The 15,476-nt window shown below is 75.8% G+C and carries 14 protein-coding genes; 6 read left to right on the top strand and 8 right to left on the bottom strand.

Features of this window, described 5'->3' with window-relative positions; translation table 11 throughout:
• Positions 1–7: 7 nt before the first annotated feature.
• Complete coding sequence (locus tag G9H72_RS01310; protein WP_166167680.1) at positions 8–1,696, bottom strand: phospho-sugar mutase; 1,689 nt, start codon at positions 1,694–1,696, stop codon at positions 8–10.
• Positions 1,697–1,902: 206 nt separating this feature from the next.
• Positions 1,903–2,745 carry a purine-nucleoside phosphorylase gene (locus G9H72_RS01305; RefSeq protein WP_166166363.1) on the bottom strand — a complete coding sequence of 281 codons (843 nt, stop codon included), beginning with the start codon at positions 2,743–2,745 and terminating at the stop codon, positions 1,903–1,905.
• A gap of 50 nt (positions 2,746–2,795) precedes the next feature.
• Between G9H72_RS01305 and G9H72_RS01300 the strand changes: the two genes are divergently transcribed.
• Complete coding sequence (locus tag G9H72_RS01300; RefSeq protein ID WP_166166361.1) at positions 2,796–3,410, top strand: isochorismatase family protein; 615 nt, start codon at positions 2,796–2,798, stop codon at positions 3,408–3,410.
• 22 nt (positions 3,411–3,432) lie between these two features.
• Here G9H72_RS01300 and G9H72_RS22730 read toward each other — a convergent pair whose 3' ends face one another.
• Complete coding sequence (locus tag G9H72_RS22730) at positions 3,433–4,512, bottom strand: diguanylate cyclase domain-containing protein (RefSeq protein ID WP_166166359.1); 1,080 nt, start codon at positions 4,510–4,512, stop codon at positions 3,433–3,435.
• 284 nt (positions 4,513–4,796) lie between these two features.
• Between G9H72_RS22730 and G9H72_RS01290 the strand changes: the two genes are divergently transcribed.
• Positions 4,797–6,377 carry a methyl-accepting chemotaxis protein gene (locus G9H72_RS01290; RefSeq protein ID WP_166166358.1) on the top strand — a complete coding sequence of 527 codons (1,581 nt, stop codon included), beginning with the start codon at positions 4,797–4,799 and terminating at the stop codon, positions 6,375–6,377.
• Between the two features lie 16 nt (positions 6,378–6,393).
• Here G9H72_RS01290 and G9H72_RS01285 read toward each other — a convergent pair whose 3' ends face one another.
• The gene (locus tag G9H72_RS01285; RefSeq protein WP_166166357.1) at positions 6,394–6,867 is read right to left on the bottom strand and encodes a gamma-glutamylcyclotransferase; all 474 of its coding nucleotides are present in this window, start codon (positions 6,865–6,867) and stop codon (positions 6,394–6,396) included.
• Positions 6,868–6,908: 41 nt separating this feature from the next.
• Between G9H72_RS01285 and G9H72_RS01280 the strand changes: the two genes are divergently transcribed.
• Together G9H72_RS01280 and G9H72_RS01275 are read left to right on the top strand one after the other, a co-directional pair.
• The gene (locus tag G9H72_RS01280) at positions 6,909–8,330 is read left to right on the top strand and encodes an NAD(P)H-quinone dehydrogenase (protein ID WP_331271876.1); all 1,422 of its coding nucleotides are present in this window, start codon (positions 6,909–6,911) and stop codon (positions 8,328–8,330) included.
• Positions 8,331–8,343: 13 nt separating this feature from the next.
• Positions 8,344–9,399, top strand: coding sequence for an aldo/keto reductase (locus G9H72_RS01275; protein WP_166166355.1), 1,056 nt, complete (start codon positions 8,344–8,346; stop codon positions 9,397–9,399).
• 9 nt (positions 9,400–9,408) lie between these two features.
• Here G9H72_RS01275 and G9H72_RS22165 read toward each other — a convergent pair whose 3' ends face one another.
• On the bottom strand, positions 9,409–11,445 hold the full coding sequence (locus tag G9H72_RS22165; protein WP_166166354.1) for a S8 family serine peptidase: 2,037 nt from the start codon (positions 11,443–11,445) through the stop codon (positions 9,409–9,411).
• Between the two features lie 75 nt (positions 11,446–11,520).
• Here G9H72_RS22165 and G9H72_RS01265 point away from each other — a divergent pair, with 75 nt between their 5' ends.
• Entirely contained in the window at positions 11,521–12,408 is an 888-nt protein-coding gene (locus G9H72_RS01265; protein ID WP_166166353.1) for a 3-methyladenine DNA glycosylase, read from the top strand.
• Positions 12,409–12,411: 3 nt separating this feature from the next.
• Here G9H72_RS01265 and G9H72_RS01260 read toward each other — a convergent pair whose 3' ends face one another.
• A complete protein-coding gene (locus tag G9H72_RS01260; protein ID WP_166166352.1) occupies positions 12,412–13,857 on the bottom strand; it encodes an MFS transporter in 1,446 nt (481 codons plus the stop codon).
• A gap of 107 nt (positions 13,858–13,964) precedes the next feature.
• On the opposite strand from G9H72_RS01260, the gene G9H72_RS01255 reads away from it, so the two are divergent.
• Positions 13,965–14,672, top strand: a complete 708-nt coding sequence (locus tag G9H72_RS01255) for a TetR family transcriptional regulator (protein ID WP_231126166.1) — start codon at positions 13,965–13,967, stop codon at positions 14,670–14,672.
• 47 nt (positions 14,673–14,719) lie between these two features.
• Here G9H72_RS01255 and G9H72_RS01250 read toward each other — a convergent pair whose 3' ends face one another.
• Both G9H72_RS01250 and G9H72_RS22160 read right to left on the bottom strand, forming a co-directional pair.
• Entirely contained in the window at positions 14,720–15,265 is a 546-nt protein-coding gene (locus tag G9H72_RS01250; protein WP_166166351.1) for a TIGR03086 family metal-binding protein, read from the bottom strand.
• 61 nt (positions 15,266–15,326) lie between these two features.
• Positions 15,327–15,455 carry a hypothetical protein gene (locus G9H72_RS22160; RefSeq protein ID WP_269204967.1) on the bottom strand — a complete coding sequence of 43 codons (129 nt, stop codon included), beginning with the start codon at positions 15,453–15,455 and terminating at the stop codon, positions 15,327–15,329.
• Positions 15,456–15,476: the final 21 nt, after the last annotated feature.

Below are 15,476 nucleotides of genomic sequence, written 5' to 3'. Positions count from 1 at the left end.
CAGGGGGTCAGGAAAGCTGCAGCGCCTGGCCGACGTCGGCGCGCAGCGCCTCCAGCGCGGCCGCGGCCGCCTTGCCGGCACTGTCCACGTCGCCGTCGCGGACCTGCTCGACCACCTCGAGGTAGCACTTGAGCTTGGGCTCCGTGCCCGAGGGCCGGACGATCACGCGCGCGCCGCCCTCGAGGTGGAAGCGCAGCCCGTCGGTCGGGGGCAGGCCGCCACCCCCTGCCGCCAGGTCGTCGACGGCGGTGACGGCCCGGCCGCCGAGCCGCTGGGGCGGGCCCTGCCGCAGCCGGTCCACCGCAGCGCGGATCCGGGCAGCCTGGCTGACCCGGACGGACAGCTGGTCCGTCGCGTGGAGGCCGTGCTCGACGGCGATCTCGTCGAGCAGGTCCAGCAGTGAGCGCCCCTCGGCCTTGAGCGACGCGGCGAGCTCGGCCACGACGAGCGCGGCGGTGATGCCGTCCTTGTCGCGCACGCCCTCGGGGTCGACGCAGTAGCCGAGCGCCTCCTCGTAGCCGTAGGTCAGGCCGGGCACGCGCGAGATCCACTTGAACCCGGTCAGCGTCTCCGCGAAGCCCATCCCGTGCGCCGCGGCGATCCGGCAGAGCAGGGACGAGGACACGATGGACGTCGCGAGCACCCCGCCGGCCCGGCCCGCGTGCGCGGCCCGCCGTGCCAGGTGGGTCGCCAGCAGCGCCCCGACCTCGTCGCCGCGCAGCACCGTCCACCGCCCGTGCCGCCCGCTGGTACGGACGGCGACCGCGAGGCGGTCGGCGTCGGGGTCGTTGGCCAGCACGATGTCGGCCTGCTCCCGTGCGGCGGCCGCGAGCGCCAGGTCCATGGCCCCCGGCTCCTCCGGGTTCGGGAACGCGACCGTCGGGAAGGCCGGGTCGGGCTCGGCCTGCTCGGCCACGACGTACGGCTCCGGGAAGCCGGCCCGGGCGAAGGCCGCCAGCGCGGTGTCCCGGCCCACCCCGTGCAGCGGTGTGTAGACGATGCGCAGGTCGCGCGGGCCGCCGGCGGCGACGACGGAGGCCGCGCGCGAGACGTACGCCTCCACGACGTCCTCCCCGGCCTCGGCCCAGCCGTCACCGCGCGGGATCGTCATCACCGGGCCGACGGCGTCGATCTCCGCGCTGATCTCGGCGTCGGCCGGCGACACGATCTGGGAGCCGTCACCGAGGTAGACCTTGTAGCCGTTGTCCGCAGCCGGGTTGTGCGATGCGGTGATCATGATTCCGGCATCAGCCGTCAGATGTCGTACGGCGAACGCCAGGACGGGCGTCGGCAGCGGGCCGGGCAGGAGGAGTGCCTCCATGCCGGCGCCGTTGACGACGGACGCCGCGTCCTGGGCGAAGTCCGCCGACCGGGAGCGGGCGTCGTAGCCGATGACGACGCGGCGCGCGGCCCGGCTGCGCAGGTAGGCCACCAGGCCGGCCGTCGCCCGCAGGACGGTGAGCCGGTTCATCCGGTTGGGCCCCGCGCCGAGCGCGCCGCGCAAGCCGGCCGTGCCGAACTCCAGCCGTGCGGTGAACCGGTCGCCCAGCGCGGCGGCCGGGTCCGGCTCGGCGAGCAGTGCCTGCAGCTCGCCGCGCGTCGCGGGGTCGGGGTCCTCCGCGAGCCAGGCCCGCGCCAGCTCGAGCACGTCCACGGTGTCCTCGGACTGGCGGTGCTCGTGCGCCCCGTCGGTCATCGCCTGCCCGTCGGGCTGGACGGGGTTCGGCGTCAGCGCCGGGTCGTCGCCGGGCCCGCCGGTCGACGTCCGGTCCCCGGGCGCACCGTGCTCGGCGTCCGGCTCGGCCGCGGCGCTGCCCTCGGTGTCCTCGTCGCGCAGCCCGTAGGGCACCCGCTCCTGGTCCCCGGCGCGTGCCTCGTCCGAGGTCGGCGGCGGCTGCTCGCTCACAGGCCGGCCACCACGTCGGCGAGGAGCGAGCCCATGCGGCCGGCGGCCGCGTTGCCCGCGGCCAGCACCTCCTCGTGGTTGAGCGGCTCGCCGGTCATGCCCGCCGCGAGGTTGGTCACGAGGGAGATGCCCAGCACCTCGGCGCCGGCCTCGCGGGCGGCGATGGCCTCCAGGGTCGTCGACATGCCCACGAGGTCCCCGCCCACCGCGCGGACCATGCCGATCTCGGCCGGCGTCTCGTAGTGCGGGCCGGGCAGCTGCACGTAGACGCCCTCCTCCAGCGAGGGGTCGACCTGCTTGCACAGCGTCCGCAGCCGCCGCGAGTAGAGGTCGGTGAGGTCCACGAAGCGGGGGCCGACGAGGGGCGAGGCCCCCGTCAGGTTGATGTGGTCGCTGATCAGGACCGGCTGGCCGGGCGAGAACGTCGGGCGCAGCCCGCCGCACCCGTTCGTGAGCACCACGACCGAGCACCCGGCCGCGGCGGCGGTGCGCACCCCGTGGACGACCGAGGCGACGCCGCGGCCCTCGTACAGGTGGGTGCGGCCGAGGAACGCCAGGACGTGCTTGCCGCCCACGGACAGCGAGCGCACCCGGCCGGCGTGGCCCTGCACCGCCGGTGGTGCGAAGCCCGGCAGGTCGGTCACCGGGAGGTCTGCGGTCTGGCTGCCGCGCCCCGCCACGATGCCGTCGACGGCGGGCACCCAGCCCGAGCCGAGCACGAGCGCCACGTCGTGGCGGTCCACCCCGGTCAGCTCGCGCAGCCGCTGCGCGGCGGCGGCGGCCCGGGCGTACGGGTCCTCGGGAAGGGCGTCGGACGCGCCCCGGAAGCTGTCGCTCACCCGCTGCAGCGTAGGGCCGGGCTCGTGGGGGCGGCACTAGGCTCCCCGCCATGGCGGCTTCGGTAGACGGTCCCGGCGGGCGCGCGCTCGTCGTGGTGGACGTGCAGAACGACTTCTGCGAGGGCGGCAGCCTCGCCGTCGCGGGCGGGGCAGAGGTCGCCGAGGCGGTCGGGGCGTACGTGCGCGAGCACCGGGACGCCTACACCCGCGTCGTGACCACCCAGGACTGGCACGTCGACCCGGGCGACCACTTCTCCGCCGCCCCGGACTTCGCGCGCAGCTGGCCGCCGCACTGCGTGGTCGGCACCGGCGGCGCCGACCTGCACCCGGGGCTGGACGCGGGGCACGGGGGCGGGTTCGCGCAGGACGTGGACGTCGCCGTGCGCAAGGGGGAGCACGCCGCGGCGTACTCCGGCTTCGAAGCGGTGACACCGGACGGGCAGCCGCTCGACGGCTACCTGCGGGCCGCCGGGGTGCAGTCCGTGGACGTGGTCGGCATCGCGACCGACCACTGCGTGCGCGCGACGGCGCTCGACGCGGCCAAGGCCGGCTACGGCGTGCGCGTGCTGCTGGCGCTCTGCGCCGGTGTCGCCCCCGCGTCGACCGAGCGCGCGCTGTCCGAGCTGCGTGCCGCAGGGGTGGAGCTGGTGGGGGACCTCGTCTGACCTGACGGTCGATCGCCGGCCCTCAGCCCAGCGGCTCGACCATGCGCAGCCGGCCGGGGACGGGCCGGCGCTCGGCGGCGGTGCCGGGCTTCTCGCGGTACATCGCGTCGTCCGCCGCGCGGAGCAGGGCGTCGGGGTCGTCGAACCCGGGCCCGGCCGTCGCGACCCCGATGCTGGCCCGCAGGCGCATGTCCTGGCCGCGGACCCGCAGCGGGGCGGCCAGGGCCTCGTGGAGCCGGGCCGACACGACCGACAGCGCGTGGTCGGAGACGGTCCCGCGCGGCCCGGCGGTGAGCGACTCGCAGAGCACGACGAACTCGTCCCCGCCGGTCCGGGCCAGCGTGTCCTCGCTGCGCAGGGCGCTCCCGAGCCGCCCGGCCGCCTCGACGAGCACGAGGTCGCCGGTCTCGTGGCCGTACGCGTCGTTGATCTGCGTGAACCCGTCGAGGTCGAGGAAGAGCACCGCGACCGGGGCCTCCCGGCGCTGTGCCGCGGCCAGCGCGTGCTCGAGCCGGTCGTAGAGCAGGGCGCGGTTCGGCAGGCCCGTGAGCGCGTCGTGGGTCGCCGCGTAGGACAGGGTGTCGTTCGCGGCGGCGGCGCGGTCGCGGTCGTGGGCCATCACGACGTAGCTCACCGCCACGTCCGCGAGCGTGCGCGCGGCCTGCAGGTCGTCCTCCGCCCAGGGCCCGGGCGCGTCGCGGTACAGGTCGAGCGCCCCCCAGACGTCCCCGCGCGCGAGCAGCGGGACCGACATCACCGCGCCCAGGCCGAGCCGGATCGCTCGCTCGACGAACTGCGGCCAGCGCTCCGCCGCCGCCGCCAGGTCGGCCTCGACCACCGGCTGCCGCGTCCGGAACGCGTCCTGGCAGGGACCCTGCCCCAGCACGTCCTGCGCGGCCTCCGCCTTCTCGCTGGGCCGGCTGGTCGCGTGGGCGAGCCGCGGGCGCCCACCGTCGACGTACATCACGCCCGCACCGGCTCCGGGGACGACCCGGCACGCGCCGGCCGCGAGGTCGCGGAGCACCCCGTCGACCGTGAACGTGCCGGTGGACCGTCGTGCGAAACCGACGACGACCTCGAGGAGCCCCTGCTGATCCGCCACGTCTGCCTCCCCCGGACTCGCGGGTCCCGGGGCAGCAGTCGCGTCCGGGACGGTATGGGCGTCACCTGAGGGCCCCGGACGGCTTCAGAGCCGGCGGGCGCCTGCTGCGCCCGCGTGAGAAGTGCCCGGACTATAGCCCGGCCCGGGGGAGCGGAAACACCGCGAGCCGGCGTGCACCGGGGCGTAGGTGTGCCATAGCGGGCCAGGGCTGCGGGAGCGCTCAGCTTCGCGGCGACGGGGCCGAAGGGCGGGGTGACGCCCTGTCGACACGGAGGTCCGGCCCCATGCGCACGACGAGTATCCGCACGAAGCTGCTCGCCGGCTTCCTCGCCGTGGTGGCGGTGTCGATAACGCTCGGCGCCTACAGCGCCTGGTCGTTCGACCGCATCAACAGCGGGGTCGAGAAGGTCGTCGCCACGCAGGACCAGGTCCTCAAGGCGGGGCAGGTGCGCTTCCTCGCGCAGAGCCTCACGGTGGGCGCGCTGGCGTACCCGCTGACGGAGGGGGCCGACGCGAAGGCCGAGGTCGTCAAGGGCGTGCAGCAGTCGGCCGGCGCCTTCGGCCCGGTGCTCGACGGCTTCGAGGCCGGCCTCACCGAGGAGCAGCGGGCCGAGATGGCCGACGAGATCGCCTCGGTGCGGGAGGCGTGGGGGCCGCTGACCGACGCGATGTTCACGCTCGTCGGCCTGCCGACCAGCACGGCCGCCGGCTCCGGGGCCACGCTCGACTCCGCCACCGCGTACTCCAACATCCTGGCGGCGGTCGAGGAGCTCAACGCGGCGCTCGCCGAGTCCGGCAAGGCCCAGCAGAAGGCCTCGCACGACGTGTACGCCTCGGCGCGGCTCGTGCTGATCGTGGCCCTGGTGCTCGCGGCCGCGGGCGGCACCGGCCTCGCCCTGCTCATCGCCAACGGCATCGTCGGCCCGCTGCGGCGCACGGTCCGGACGCTGAGCGCCGTCGCCGACGGGGACCTCACCGTCGCCGGCGGGGCCGACACGGCGCGCCGTGACGAGGTGGGCGAGCTCGCCCGGGCGGTCGACACGACGGTCGCCTCGCTGCGCGAGGTGCTCGGCTCGACGGCACGCACGGCCGGCACGCTCGCCACCGCCGCGGGGACGCTGGAGGGCGGCACCGCGCGCATCGCCGCCGCGTCCGCCGAGGCCGTCGAGCAGGCCGCGCAGGTCGCCGCCGCGGCCGATCAGGTCTCGGCGAGCGTGCGCACCGTCGCCGCCGGCACCGACGAGATGGGCGAGTCGATCTCGGAGATCTCCCGCAACGCCAACGACGCGGTGGCCGTGGCCGGCGAGGCCGTGGCCGCCGCGACCGCCACCGACGAGCGGGTGCGGCGCCTGTCGGAGTCCTCGCGCGAGATCGGCGACGTGGTCAAGGTCATCACCTCGATCGCGGAGCAGACCAACCTGCTCGCGCTCAACGCCACCATCGAGGCCGCCCGCGCCGGCGAGGCCGGCAAGGGCTTCGCGGTGGTCGCGTCCGAGGTCAAGGACCTCGCGCAGGAGACCGCCCGGGCGACCGAGGACATCGTGCGCCGGGTCGAGACGATCCAGACCGACACGACGGCCGCGGCCGACACGATCGCGCGGATCACCGAGATCATCGACCGGATCGCGACGTTCCAGACCTCCATCGCCTCCGCGGTGGAGGAGCAGACCGCCACGACGGGGGAGGCGAGCCGGAGCGTCGGCCAGGCCGCGCAGGGCACCGACGAGATCGCCGCCAAGATCGGCCGGGTGGCGCAGGCCACCGGCAGCACCGACGAGGAGGTCCGCGTGTCCGCCGAGACGACCGGCCAGATCAAGGGGCTCAGCGCGGAGCTGCAGACGCTCGTCGCCCGCTTCCGCTACTGAGCGGGAAAGGCCCGCCTCAGGACGCCGGGCCGGGCCCGACCGAGACGCACGGCCGGGCCCGCAGCTCGGACACGTAGTCGCTCGGCGCCCCGGCCACCTCCGCCGCCTCGGCGATGAGCCCGAGGTAGCGGGCGCTGGGCAGCCCGCCCTCGTAGGCGTTGAGCACGTAGAGCCAGGCCAGGGCGTCGCCGTCGAGGGTCTGCACCCGGACCCGGAGCTTGCGGTAGAGCCCGATCGCCGCGCCCTCCCACTCGTCGAGCTGGCGGGCGTCGAGGTCCGTGAGGTCGTAGAGCATCACGAAGACCGAGCTCGCCGGGTCCTCCGGCGTCTCCACGACGGTGGCGAGCGCGCCCTCCCAGCCGAGGTCCTCCCCGCCGAAGGTCAGCCGCCAGCCGACCAGCCAGCCCGAGCCGCGGGCAGGCGAATGGGGCGCCCGCTGCATCATCCGACGGGCGTCCATGTTGCTGCCGTACGCGGCGTAGAGGGCCACGCGCTGATCGTATGGGTAGACCGCGAGGCACAATTGACCCCGTGACGAGCCCACAGCGCATCACCGTCCTCGGGGGCGGCCCGGGCGGGTACGAGGCCGCCCTCAGCGCCGCGCGCCTCGGCGCCGACGTCACCGTCGTCAGCGACGGGCTCGGCGGCTCCGCGGTCCTGACCGACTGCGTCCCCAGCAAGACCCTCATCGCGGTCGCCGAGGTCGTGACGCTCGCCGCCGAGTCCGGCGGCCTGGGCGTGCGCGTCGGGTCCAACGTGATCGGCGACATCGACGGCGACGGCATCCCCGACGGCAGGGTCGGCGTCGACCTCGCGGCGGTGAACGCGCGCATCAAGCGCCTGGCCTCCGCGCAGTCCGCCGACATCGCCGAGCGGCTGGAGCAGGAGGGCGTGCGCGTCCTTCCCGGCCGTGGGCGGCTGGACGGCCCGTCCCGGGTGGTCGCCTCGCTCGAGGACGGCAGCTCGCAGTCGGTCGACGCCGACGCGGTGCTGGTCGCGACGGGGGCGCACCCGCGCGTGCTGCCCGGCTCCGAGCCGGACGGGGAGCGGATCCTCACCTGGGAGCAGCTCTACGAGCTGACCGAGCTGCCCGAGCGGCTGGTCGTCGTCGGCTCCGGCGTGACCGGGGCGGAGTTCGCCTCGGCCTACAACGCGCTGGGGTCGAACGTCACCCTCGTCTCCTCCCGCGACCGGGTGCTCCCGTCCGAGGACGCGGACGCTGCCCAGGTGCTCGAGGAGGTGTTCGCCCGGCGTGGCATGACCGTGCTGTCGCGCTCGCGGGCCGCATCGGTCAAGCGGGTGGGCGACGGGGTCGTCGTGCAGCTGGAGGACGGCCGGACGGTGGAGGGCACGCACTGCCTGCTCGCCGTCGGCTCGGTCCCCAACACCGCCGGCATCGGGCTCGAGGAGGCCGGGGTCACCCTGGGGCGCGGCGGGTTCGTCGAGGTCGACAAGGTCTCGCGCACGTCCAACCGTGGGGTGTACGCCGCGGGTGACTGCACCGGCGTCCTCATGCTCGCGTCGGTGGCCGCCATGCAGGGGCGCATCGCGATCTGGCACGCGCTCGGCGAGGCGGTCACGCCGCTCGACCTCAAGTCGGTGTCGGCGAACGTCTTCACCGACCCGGAGATCGCGACCGTCGGCTGGTCCCAGGAGGCCGCGGAGGCCGCCGGCTCGCACGTCGTGACCGTCAAGCTGCCGCTGTCGACCAACCCCCGGGCCAAGATGCAGGGCCTGCAGGACGGGTTCGTGAAGCTCACCTGCCGGCGCGGGTCGCGGATCGTGGTGGGCGGGGTCGTCGTCGCACCGCGGGCCAGCGAGCTGATCCACCCGGTCTCGCTCGCGGTGTCGCTGGGGCTGACCGTCGACCAGGTGTCGCACGCGTTCACCGTCTACCCGTCGCTGTCCGGGTCGATCGCGGAGGCGGCGCACCAGCTGCACAAGCGCGCCTGACAGGATCGGCGGCATGGAATACCGCCGGCTCGGCAGCTCCGGGCTGCTCGTGTCCACGCTCACCCTCGGGACGATGGGGTTCGGGGGAGGGGGCAAGTTCGCCAAGGTCGGCACCGGCTCGGTCCAGGACGCGCGCGAGCAGCTCGACCTCTGCCTCGAGGCCGGGGTCAACCTGGTCGACACCGCCGACGTCTACTCCGACGGCGTCTGTGAGGAGATCGTCGGGGCGGCGCTGCAGGGCCGGCGCGACGAGGTGCTGCTCGCGTCCAAGGTGCGCTTCCCGATGGGCCCCGGGCCCAACGACCGCGGGCTCTCCCGGCACCACGTGGTCCGCGGGTGCGAGGCGAGCCTTCGACGGCTCGGCACCGACCACCTCGACCTCTACCAGTTGCACGAGTGGGACGGCCTGACGCCTCTCGAGGAGACGTTCGAGGCGCTGCACACGCTCGTGCAGTCGGGCAAGGTGCGCTACGTCGGCATCTCGAACTACTCGGCCTGGCACGCGATGAAGGCGCTCGGCGTCGCGGAGCGGGGCGGCCTGCCGCGGCCGGTGAGCCAGCAGATCTACTACTCGCTGCAGGGCCGCGAGGCCGAGTACGAGCTGATCCCGCTGACCGTGGACCAGGGGCTCGGCGTGCTGGTGTGGAGCCCGCTGGCCGGCGGGCTGCTGTCGGGCAAGTACCGCCGCGGGCAGCAGGCGCCGGAGGGCTCGCGACAGCTGCAGGACTGGGGCGAGCCGCCCGTCCACGACGAGGACAAGCTCTACGACACGATCGAGGTGCTGGTCGCGATCGCCGAGGAGCGCGGGGTGCCGGCCGCGCAGGTCGCGCTGGCCTGGACGCTGGCCAAGCCCGGCGTCACGTCGCTCGTCATCGGGGCCCGCACGACCGACCAGCTGCGGCAGAACCTCGCCGCCGCGCAGCTGCGGCTGGAGGGCGCCGAGATCGCCCGGCTGGACCAGGTCAGCGCCCTCCCGCTGCTCTATCCCTACTGGCACCAGGCCGCGACGGCCGCGGACCGGCTCTCCGCCGCGGACCTGACCCTGCTGGGCCGCCACCTGCCCGGGTGACCTGCGTGCTCAGCGCGCCGTGTGCCGCTGGGCACTGCTGACGCCCGCCGCGGTCTCGGCCCCGGCGGGGACCACGACGCGCAGCGTCGACGTCCCGCGCGGCGGCGTCCAGCGGAACGTCGTCCCGCCCGTCGCCGGGACGGGGGCCACGGCCCGCACCGTCCAGCGCCGGCCGACCTGCTGCTCCAGCCGTGCCTCGAGCCCGGCGGGGGCGTCGATGTCGGCCGGGAACGCGGTGCGCGCCCGCGCCCGACCGGAGCTCGCGGCCGCCCAGGCCACCGTGGCGACTGCGGTCCGCGGGCCGAGAGCCGCCTCCTCCGTACGGCCGCCCGCGGTCACGCTGACCCGCAGGGCACCCGTACGCACCAGCTGCGCACGCAACGTGAGCCTGCCGGCCCGCACGGGCGCGGTCGCGAGGGTGCGGCCGCCCTGCAGCAGGCGGGCCGTGCCCGTGGCGCCGAGGCCGTCGGCCAGCGCGGTGCCGCTCACCGTGACCGCGCTGCCGTAGGCGGCCCGTGTGCCCGCGGGCCGGGCCGTGACCGACAGCACGAGACCGGACGTGCGGCCGGGCTGCGTCGCGGTCGGCGAGGGCGCCGGTGACGTCACGGCGGGCGTCGTCGGGGACACCGCGGGGAGGGACGGCTGCGGGGCCGGCACGGGAGCAGGCGCCGGGGCGGCCGTGGGCACGGGGGCGGGAGCCGTCGAGGGCTGCGGCGCCGGGTCGGGGGTCGTGGCCGGGGCGGGGGCCGGCTCGGTGGAGGGGGATCCGGTGGCAGCGGGCTCCGGGGCGGCGGCCGCGGTCCCGGTCGGCAGCGGCGCGGCGGTCACCCCGGCCGGCTGCGTGCTCAGCGCGCGGACCGGGTCGATCAGGCCGTAGCCGTACTCCGGGTCGTGCCCGGGTGCCCCGAGGTCCTCGGCCGTCGACCTCAGGTGCGCGACGACCTGGCCCGGGCGGAGCGCGGGCCAGGCGCCCAGGACGAGCGCGGCGGCCGCCGCGGCGTACGGCGTCGCCATCGACGTCCCGCTCAGGTAGGCGTAGCGGTTGCCCGGGTAGGTCGACAGCACGTCGTCCCCGGGCGCGGCGACGCCGATGTGGGCGCCCGTCGAGGAGAAGGAGGCCCGGCTGTCGTCCGGCGCGGTGGCGCCCACCGCGAGGACACCGGGGTACGCGGCCGGGTAGGACGTCGGGCTGCCGCTCTCGCCGTCGTTGCCCATGGCTGCGACGACGACCGCGCCCTGTTCCAGCGCCCAGCGGACGGCGGCCTCCTCGACGGGCGCGGAGGAGTCGCTGCCCAGCGAGAGGTTGAGCACCTTCGCCCCGTGGTCGACCGCCCACACGATGCCCGTGGCGATGTCGGAGGACCAGGCCAGCCCGTCCGGGCCGAAGACGTTGACCGGCATCACCCGGGCGTCCGGCACCAGCCCGGCGACGCCGGTGCCGTTGTCCACGCGCGCGCCGATGATCCCGGCCACGTGCGTGCCGTGCCCGTCAGGGTCCTTGGTGACCGTCCCGCCGTTGACGATGTCCGCGCCCGCCACGAGGGCGCCGACGAGGTCGGGGTGGGCGGCGTCGGCACCGGTGTCGATCACGGCGACGACGGGCGCCGTGCCGTGCGGCAGCGCCACGGCCGCGTCGGCGGCCAGCCGGGGCAGCGCCCACTGCAGGCTGCGGTACGGGTCCGGTGCCGTGGCGACGCGCGTGCGGGGGGTGTCGGCGCCCGCGACGAGGACCGGGGACTGGGCCTCGAGCACGCGCGCGGCGCCGTCGACCTCGTCGGCGGCGACCAGCACCGACTCGACGGTCAGCGAGTCGCCGGCCGGCACCGCGTAGGTCAGGCGCGCCGTGGGCTCGCCCCGCTCGGGCAGCGTGGCGAGGAACGCCCGGGCCTCGCCCGGGGTGAGCTCGGCGAGGACCACGGGGGCGAGGCCGGCCGCGCCGGCCTGCCGCAGCGGCGCCGCCAGGGCGGGCTCGGCGTGCAGGGCGAGGCCGGCGGCCGTCGCGACGAGAGCCGCAGCGGCGCGCGTGCGTGCGTGGCGAGACTTCACGGCGGTCTATCGGCGGCCGTTCGCAGGCCGTGCAGGGCCGATCGGATGGTGGGCCCGCCCTAGTCTGGGACGGCGATGACCGAGCTGCCCCCCGACGTCCCCCCGGCCGCCGTCCCGGAGCCGGAGTGGCGGCTGCGGGCAGCTGCCCACGCCGAGCGCGTCGACCCCTGGGTGGAGCCGGTCCTCGAACGGAGGCGGCGCGGGGAGGCGCACCCCGTGGAGGACTTCCTCTTCACCTACTACTCCCAGCGGCCGGCCCGGCTGCGCCGCTGGAGCCCGGGGGCAGGGGTCGTGCTGGCGGCCGCCGACCCGGCCGCGCTCCCGGACGTGGCGGAGTGGCAGGCGGCGCCCGGCGGCTACCGGCTCCCGGCGCCCCCGCAGGCGGTTGCCCGCACCGCGGGCTGGGTGGCCGGGCTGCTGGAGCGCACGGCCGGACGGCCGGCCCAGTTCGGCTGCTTCGGGCTGCACGAGTGGGCGATGGTGCACCGCCAGCCCGCCGAGCAGGTGCGCCACGCGCAGTGGCCGCTGCGACTGGGCGCGGAGGGCACCTCGGACGTCGTCGAGGCGCTCCCGATCCGGTGCTCGCACTTCGACGCGTTCCGCTTCTTCACCCCGGCCGCCCGCCCGCTGAACCAGCTGCAGCCGACCCGGCAGACCCAGCCGGACCTGGAGCAGGGCGGCTGCCTGCACGCCAACATGGACCTCTACAAGTGGGCGTACAAGCTCTTCCCCTGGGTGCCGGCCGAGCTCGTCGCCGACTGCTTCGAGCTCGCCCGCCGGGTGCGCGAGCTGGACATGCGGGCCTCGCCGTACGACCTGTCCGGGCTGGGTCACGAGCCGGTGCCCATCGAGACGCCCGCCGGCCGGGCCGACTACGCGGCCCGGCAGCGCGGCTTCGCCGCCGAAGCGGCCGCGCTGCGGGCACGGCTGCTCTCGGCGGCGGAGCGCGTCACGGGAGCGTGACGCTCACCGCGCGTCGGCGGCCTCCGGCCGCAGCGAGCCGACGCGTACGAGCTCGGCCCGGCGCCGCGGGATGGCGGCGGTGATGGCCACGCCCACGAACGCCGCGGCCGCGCCGGCCACGAAGCAGAGCGTGAACGCGGTCTCGGTCGGCAGCTCCAAGCCGCCGAATGCCTGGGTGTTGCTCGTCAGCAGCGTGCCCATCACCGCCGCAGCCAGGGTGGTGCCGACCGAGCGGGTGAGGGCGTTGAGCCCGACGGCGGAGGCGGCCTCGCGGGCCGGGACGGCGTCCATGATGAGCGTCGGCATCGCGGCGTACCCGATGCCTACACCGGCCGAGGAGACGCAGGAGGCGAGCAGGAGCTGCCACGGCGCGCCCATGAGGAAGACGGCGACGAGGTAGCCCACGCCGAGGACCCCGGCCCCGATCATGAGCGTGACCTTCGCGCCGAGCGTCCCCATGAGCCGGCTGGACACCGGCGCGAAGACCATCATCATCAGGCCGGCGGGGGCCATCCACAGCCCCGCGGCGAGGATCGACTGGCCGAGCCCGTAGCCGGTCGCCTCCGGCAGTTGCAGCAGCTGCGGGACGACGATCGACTGCGCCATCATGCCGAAGCCGATGGCGACCGCAGCGAGGTTCGTCAGGAGGACCGGTCGCTGGGCGGTCGCCCGCAGGTCGACCAGCGGATCGGCCTGGCGCAGCTCGAAGAAGCCCCACGCGAGGAGCACGAGGACGCCGGCCGCGATCGAGCCCAGGGTGCGGGCGTCGCCCCAGCCCCACGTCGTCGCCTTGGAGATGCCGACGAGCAGCGAGACCAGGCCGATCGCCAGGCCGATGCCGCCGAGGACGTCGAAGCGCCCGGGCTGCGCGTCGTGCACGTGCGGCACGCCGAGCCGGACGAGCGCCAGGATCACGACGGACAGGCCGGTGGCAACCCAGAACAGCGCGTGCCAGTCGGCGACGTCAGCGATCCACGCCGACAGCGGCAGGCCGATCGCGCCGCCCACGCCGAGCGTCGCGCTCATCGCCGCGACGGCGCTGCCGGCCATGTGCGGCGGGGTGATCTCGCGCAGCAGCGAGATGCCGACCGGGATGAAGCCCATCGCCAGGCCCTGCAGGGCGCGGCCGACGAGCATCGGCGTCAGCGTGTCGGACAGCGCGCAGACCAGCGAGCCGACGACGAGGATCCCATCGGAGACCATGAGCACGCGCTGCTTGCCGAACAGGTCGGCGAGCCGGCCGGCGATCGGCATCGCGACCGCGGCGGAGAGCAGCGTGATGGTGACGACCCAGGCGGCGTTCGCCGCGGACGTGCCGAGCAGCCGGGGAAGCTCGCTCTGGATCGGGATGACGAGGGTCTGCGTCAGCGCGGCGGTCAGCCCGCCGAGGCAGAGGGCGACGACGGCGAGGGCCGGGTTGGCTGCGCGCGCGCTCGACGGAGTCGGCACAGGTCTGTCCCTTCGAACGTGTAAACGGTTGCTTACAAACGTAGAGCAGGTAGGTGCCTGAGTCAACCTGTGCTTTCATGGAGGGCCGTGCGCAAGGTGGAGGAGCGATGTCCGAGGGCCCTGCCGCTGCTCCTTCCGCTGCCCCTGCCCCGGTCGCCGAAGCGGGCGCCGGCGAGACGGCCGCAGGCGCGGCCGGCCCCGGCGGGGCCGGCCCCGGCGCCGGGGCGCCGCGACGCCGGGACGCCGCACGTACCCGCGACCTGCTGCTCGGAGCGGCCCGCAAGCGCTTCGCCCGGCACGGGTACGCCGCCACCACCGTGCGGGAGATCGCCGACGACGCGGGGGCGAACGTCGCGCTCATCAGCCGCTACTTCGGGTCCAAGGAGGGGCTCTTCGAGGCGTGCCTGACGGCGGCCGGGGACGAGATGGCCGAGTCCGAGCGGGAGGCGTTCGACCTCTCCCAGCTGGCCGGCTCGGTGGCGCGCCGCATGGTCGACGTGCCGGCCAACGGCGGCCTGCTCGAGGCCCTGCTGCTCTCGGTCCGCTCGTCCGGCGACGAGCAGGCCGAGCAGGTGCGGGCACGCACGCTACGGACGTACGGCGAGAAGATCGCGGCGCTCGCGGCCGGGGACGGCGGCGTGCCACCGGACGACGTGGAGCTGCGCGCGCAGTTCGTGCTCGCGCTCTCGCTCGGGCTCGCCGTGCTGCGGGCGGCTCCCGAGGCGGGGCCGCTGGCCACGGCGACCGAGCAGGAGCTCGTAAGCCCGCTGCACGACGTCGTCACGGCCCTGCTGCGGCCGACGCCCCGCAGCTGACCTGGACTTCAGCGAAGGGCGATGCAGGAAGTGTCGATCGGCCGAAATCAGGCTCGGGGCTCGCGGCCGAGGAAGCCCACCAGCCGGTCGACCGCGCTCGCGTCGTCCGGCACCGGCACCTCAAAGGCGAAGGCGTCGCCGCGCAGCTCCGGGGTGAGCATCGAGCGCCCGGTGGCCAGGGCGGCCTCTGCCTCGTCCTCGCTGAAGGGGATCGGCTGCCCCGTCGCCTCGGCCAGGTCCCACCCGTGGGTGATGTACTCCATCAGCATCATGCCGGCGACGGCGGCGCCCGGCAGCGGGTCGCCGCCGAGCGAGACCTCACGGTCCGACGCCCCCGCGCGGAGCGCGGCGACCGCCCGCTCGGCGGCGGCACGGAACTGGTCGCCGGCCAGCAGCCCCGGCTGTGGCGTGGCCGGTCCCCCCGCCAGCGCGTCGGCGAAGCGGCTCACCCACTCCACCTGGTGGCCGACCAGCGCGGAGACGTCGTAGCCCGGGCACGGCGTCGGCAGCGCGCCCTGCTCGGCGCGCACCTCGGCGATCAGCGCCGCGGTCTTGTCGAGCACCGACTCCAGGTGGTCCACGGCAGTGGTCATGTCCGGCTCCTCGGATGGCGGGGGCGACGGTCCCGAACCCTAGCGGCGAGCACGGGCCGCGTCAGCGCCCGCGCCTCCGCTCGTCCCGTCGCCGGCGCTCGGCACTGCCGAACGCGACGACGAGCGCCGGCACGGCAGCGCCGAGCAGCGCGAGCAGCACGGCGAGGACGACCGCCTCGGCGCCGGGCACGGGACCGGCCTCCGGTCAGCA

The organism is Motilibacter aurantiacus (assembly GCF_011250645.1).
Lineage (GTDB): Bacteria > Actinomycetota > Actinomycetes > Motilibacterales > Motilibacteraceae > Motilibacter_A > Motilibacter_A aurantiacus.
This window is presented reverse-complemented; position numbering and strand designations above follow the sequence as displayed.

What these genes read in the sequence shown, in the direction of transcription:
- G9H72_RS01310 (WP_166167680.1), bottom strand. Translation starts at nt 1,696, where the DNA reads ATGACCGACGGGGCGCACGAGCACCGCCAGTCCGAGGACACCGTGGAC.
- G9H72_RS01300 (WP_166166361.1), top strand. Translation starts at nt 2,796, where the DNA reads ATGGCGGCTTCGGTAGACGGTCCCGGCGGGCGCGCGCTCGTCGTGGTG.
- G9H72_RS01290 (WP_166166358.1), top strand. Translation starts at nt 4,797, where the DNA reads ATGCGCACGACGAGTATCCGCACGAAGCTGCTCGCCGGCTTCCTCGCC.
- G9H72_RS01275 (WP_166166355.1), top strand. Translation starts at nt 8,344, where the DNA reads ATGGAATACCGCCGGCTCGGCAGCTCCGGGCTGCTCGTGTCCACGCTC.
- G9H72_RS01265 (WP_166166353.1), top strand. Translation starts at nt 11,521, where the DNA reads ATGACCGAGCTGCCCCCCGACGTCCCCCCGGCCGCCGTCCCGGAGCCG.
- G9H72_RS01255 (WP_231126166.1), top strand. Translation starts at nt 13,965, where the DNA reads ATGTCCGAGGGCCCTGCCGCTGCTCCTTCCGCTGCCCCTGCCCCGGTC.
- G9H72_RS01250 (WP_166166351.1), bottom strand. Translation starts at nt 15,265, where the DNA reads ATGACCACTGCCGTGGACCACCTGGAGTCGGTGCTCGACAAGACCGCG.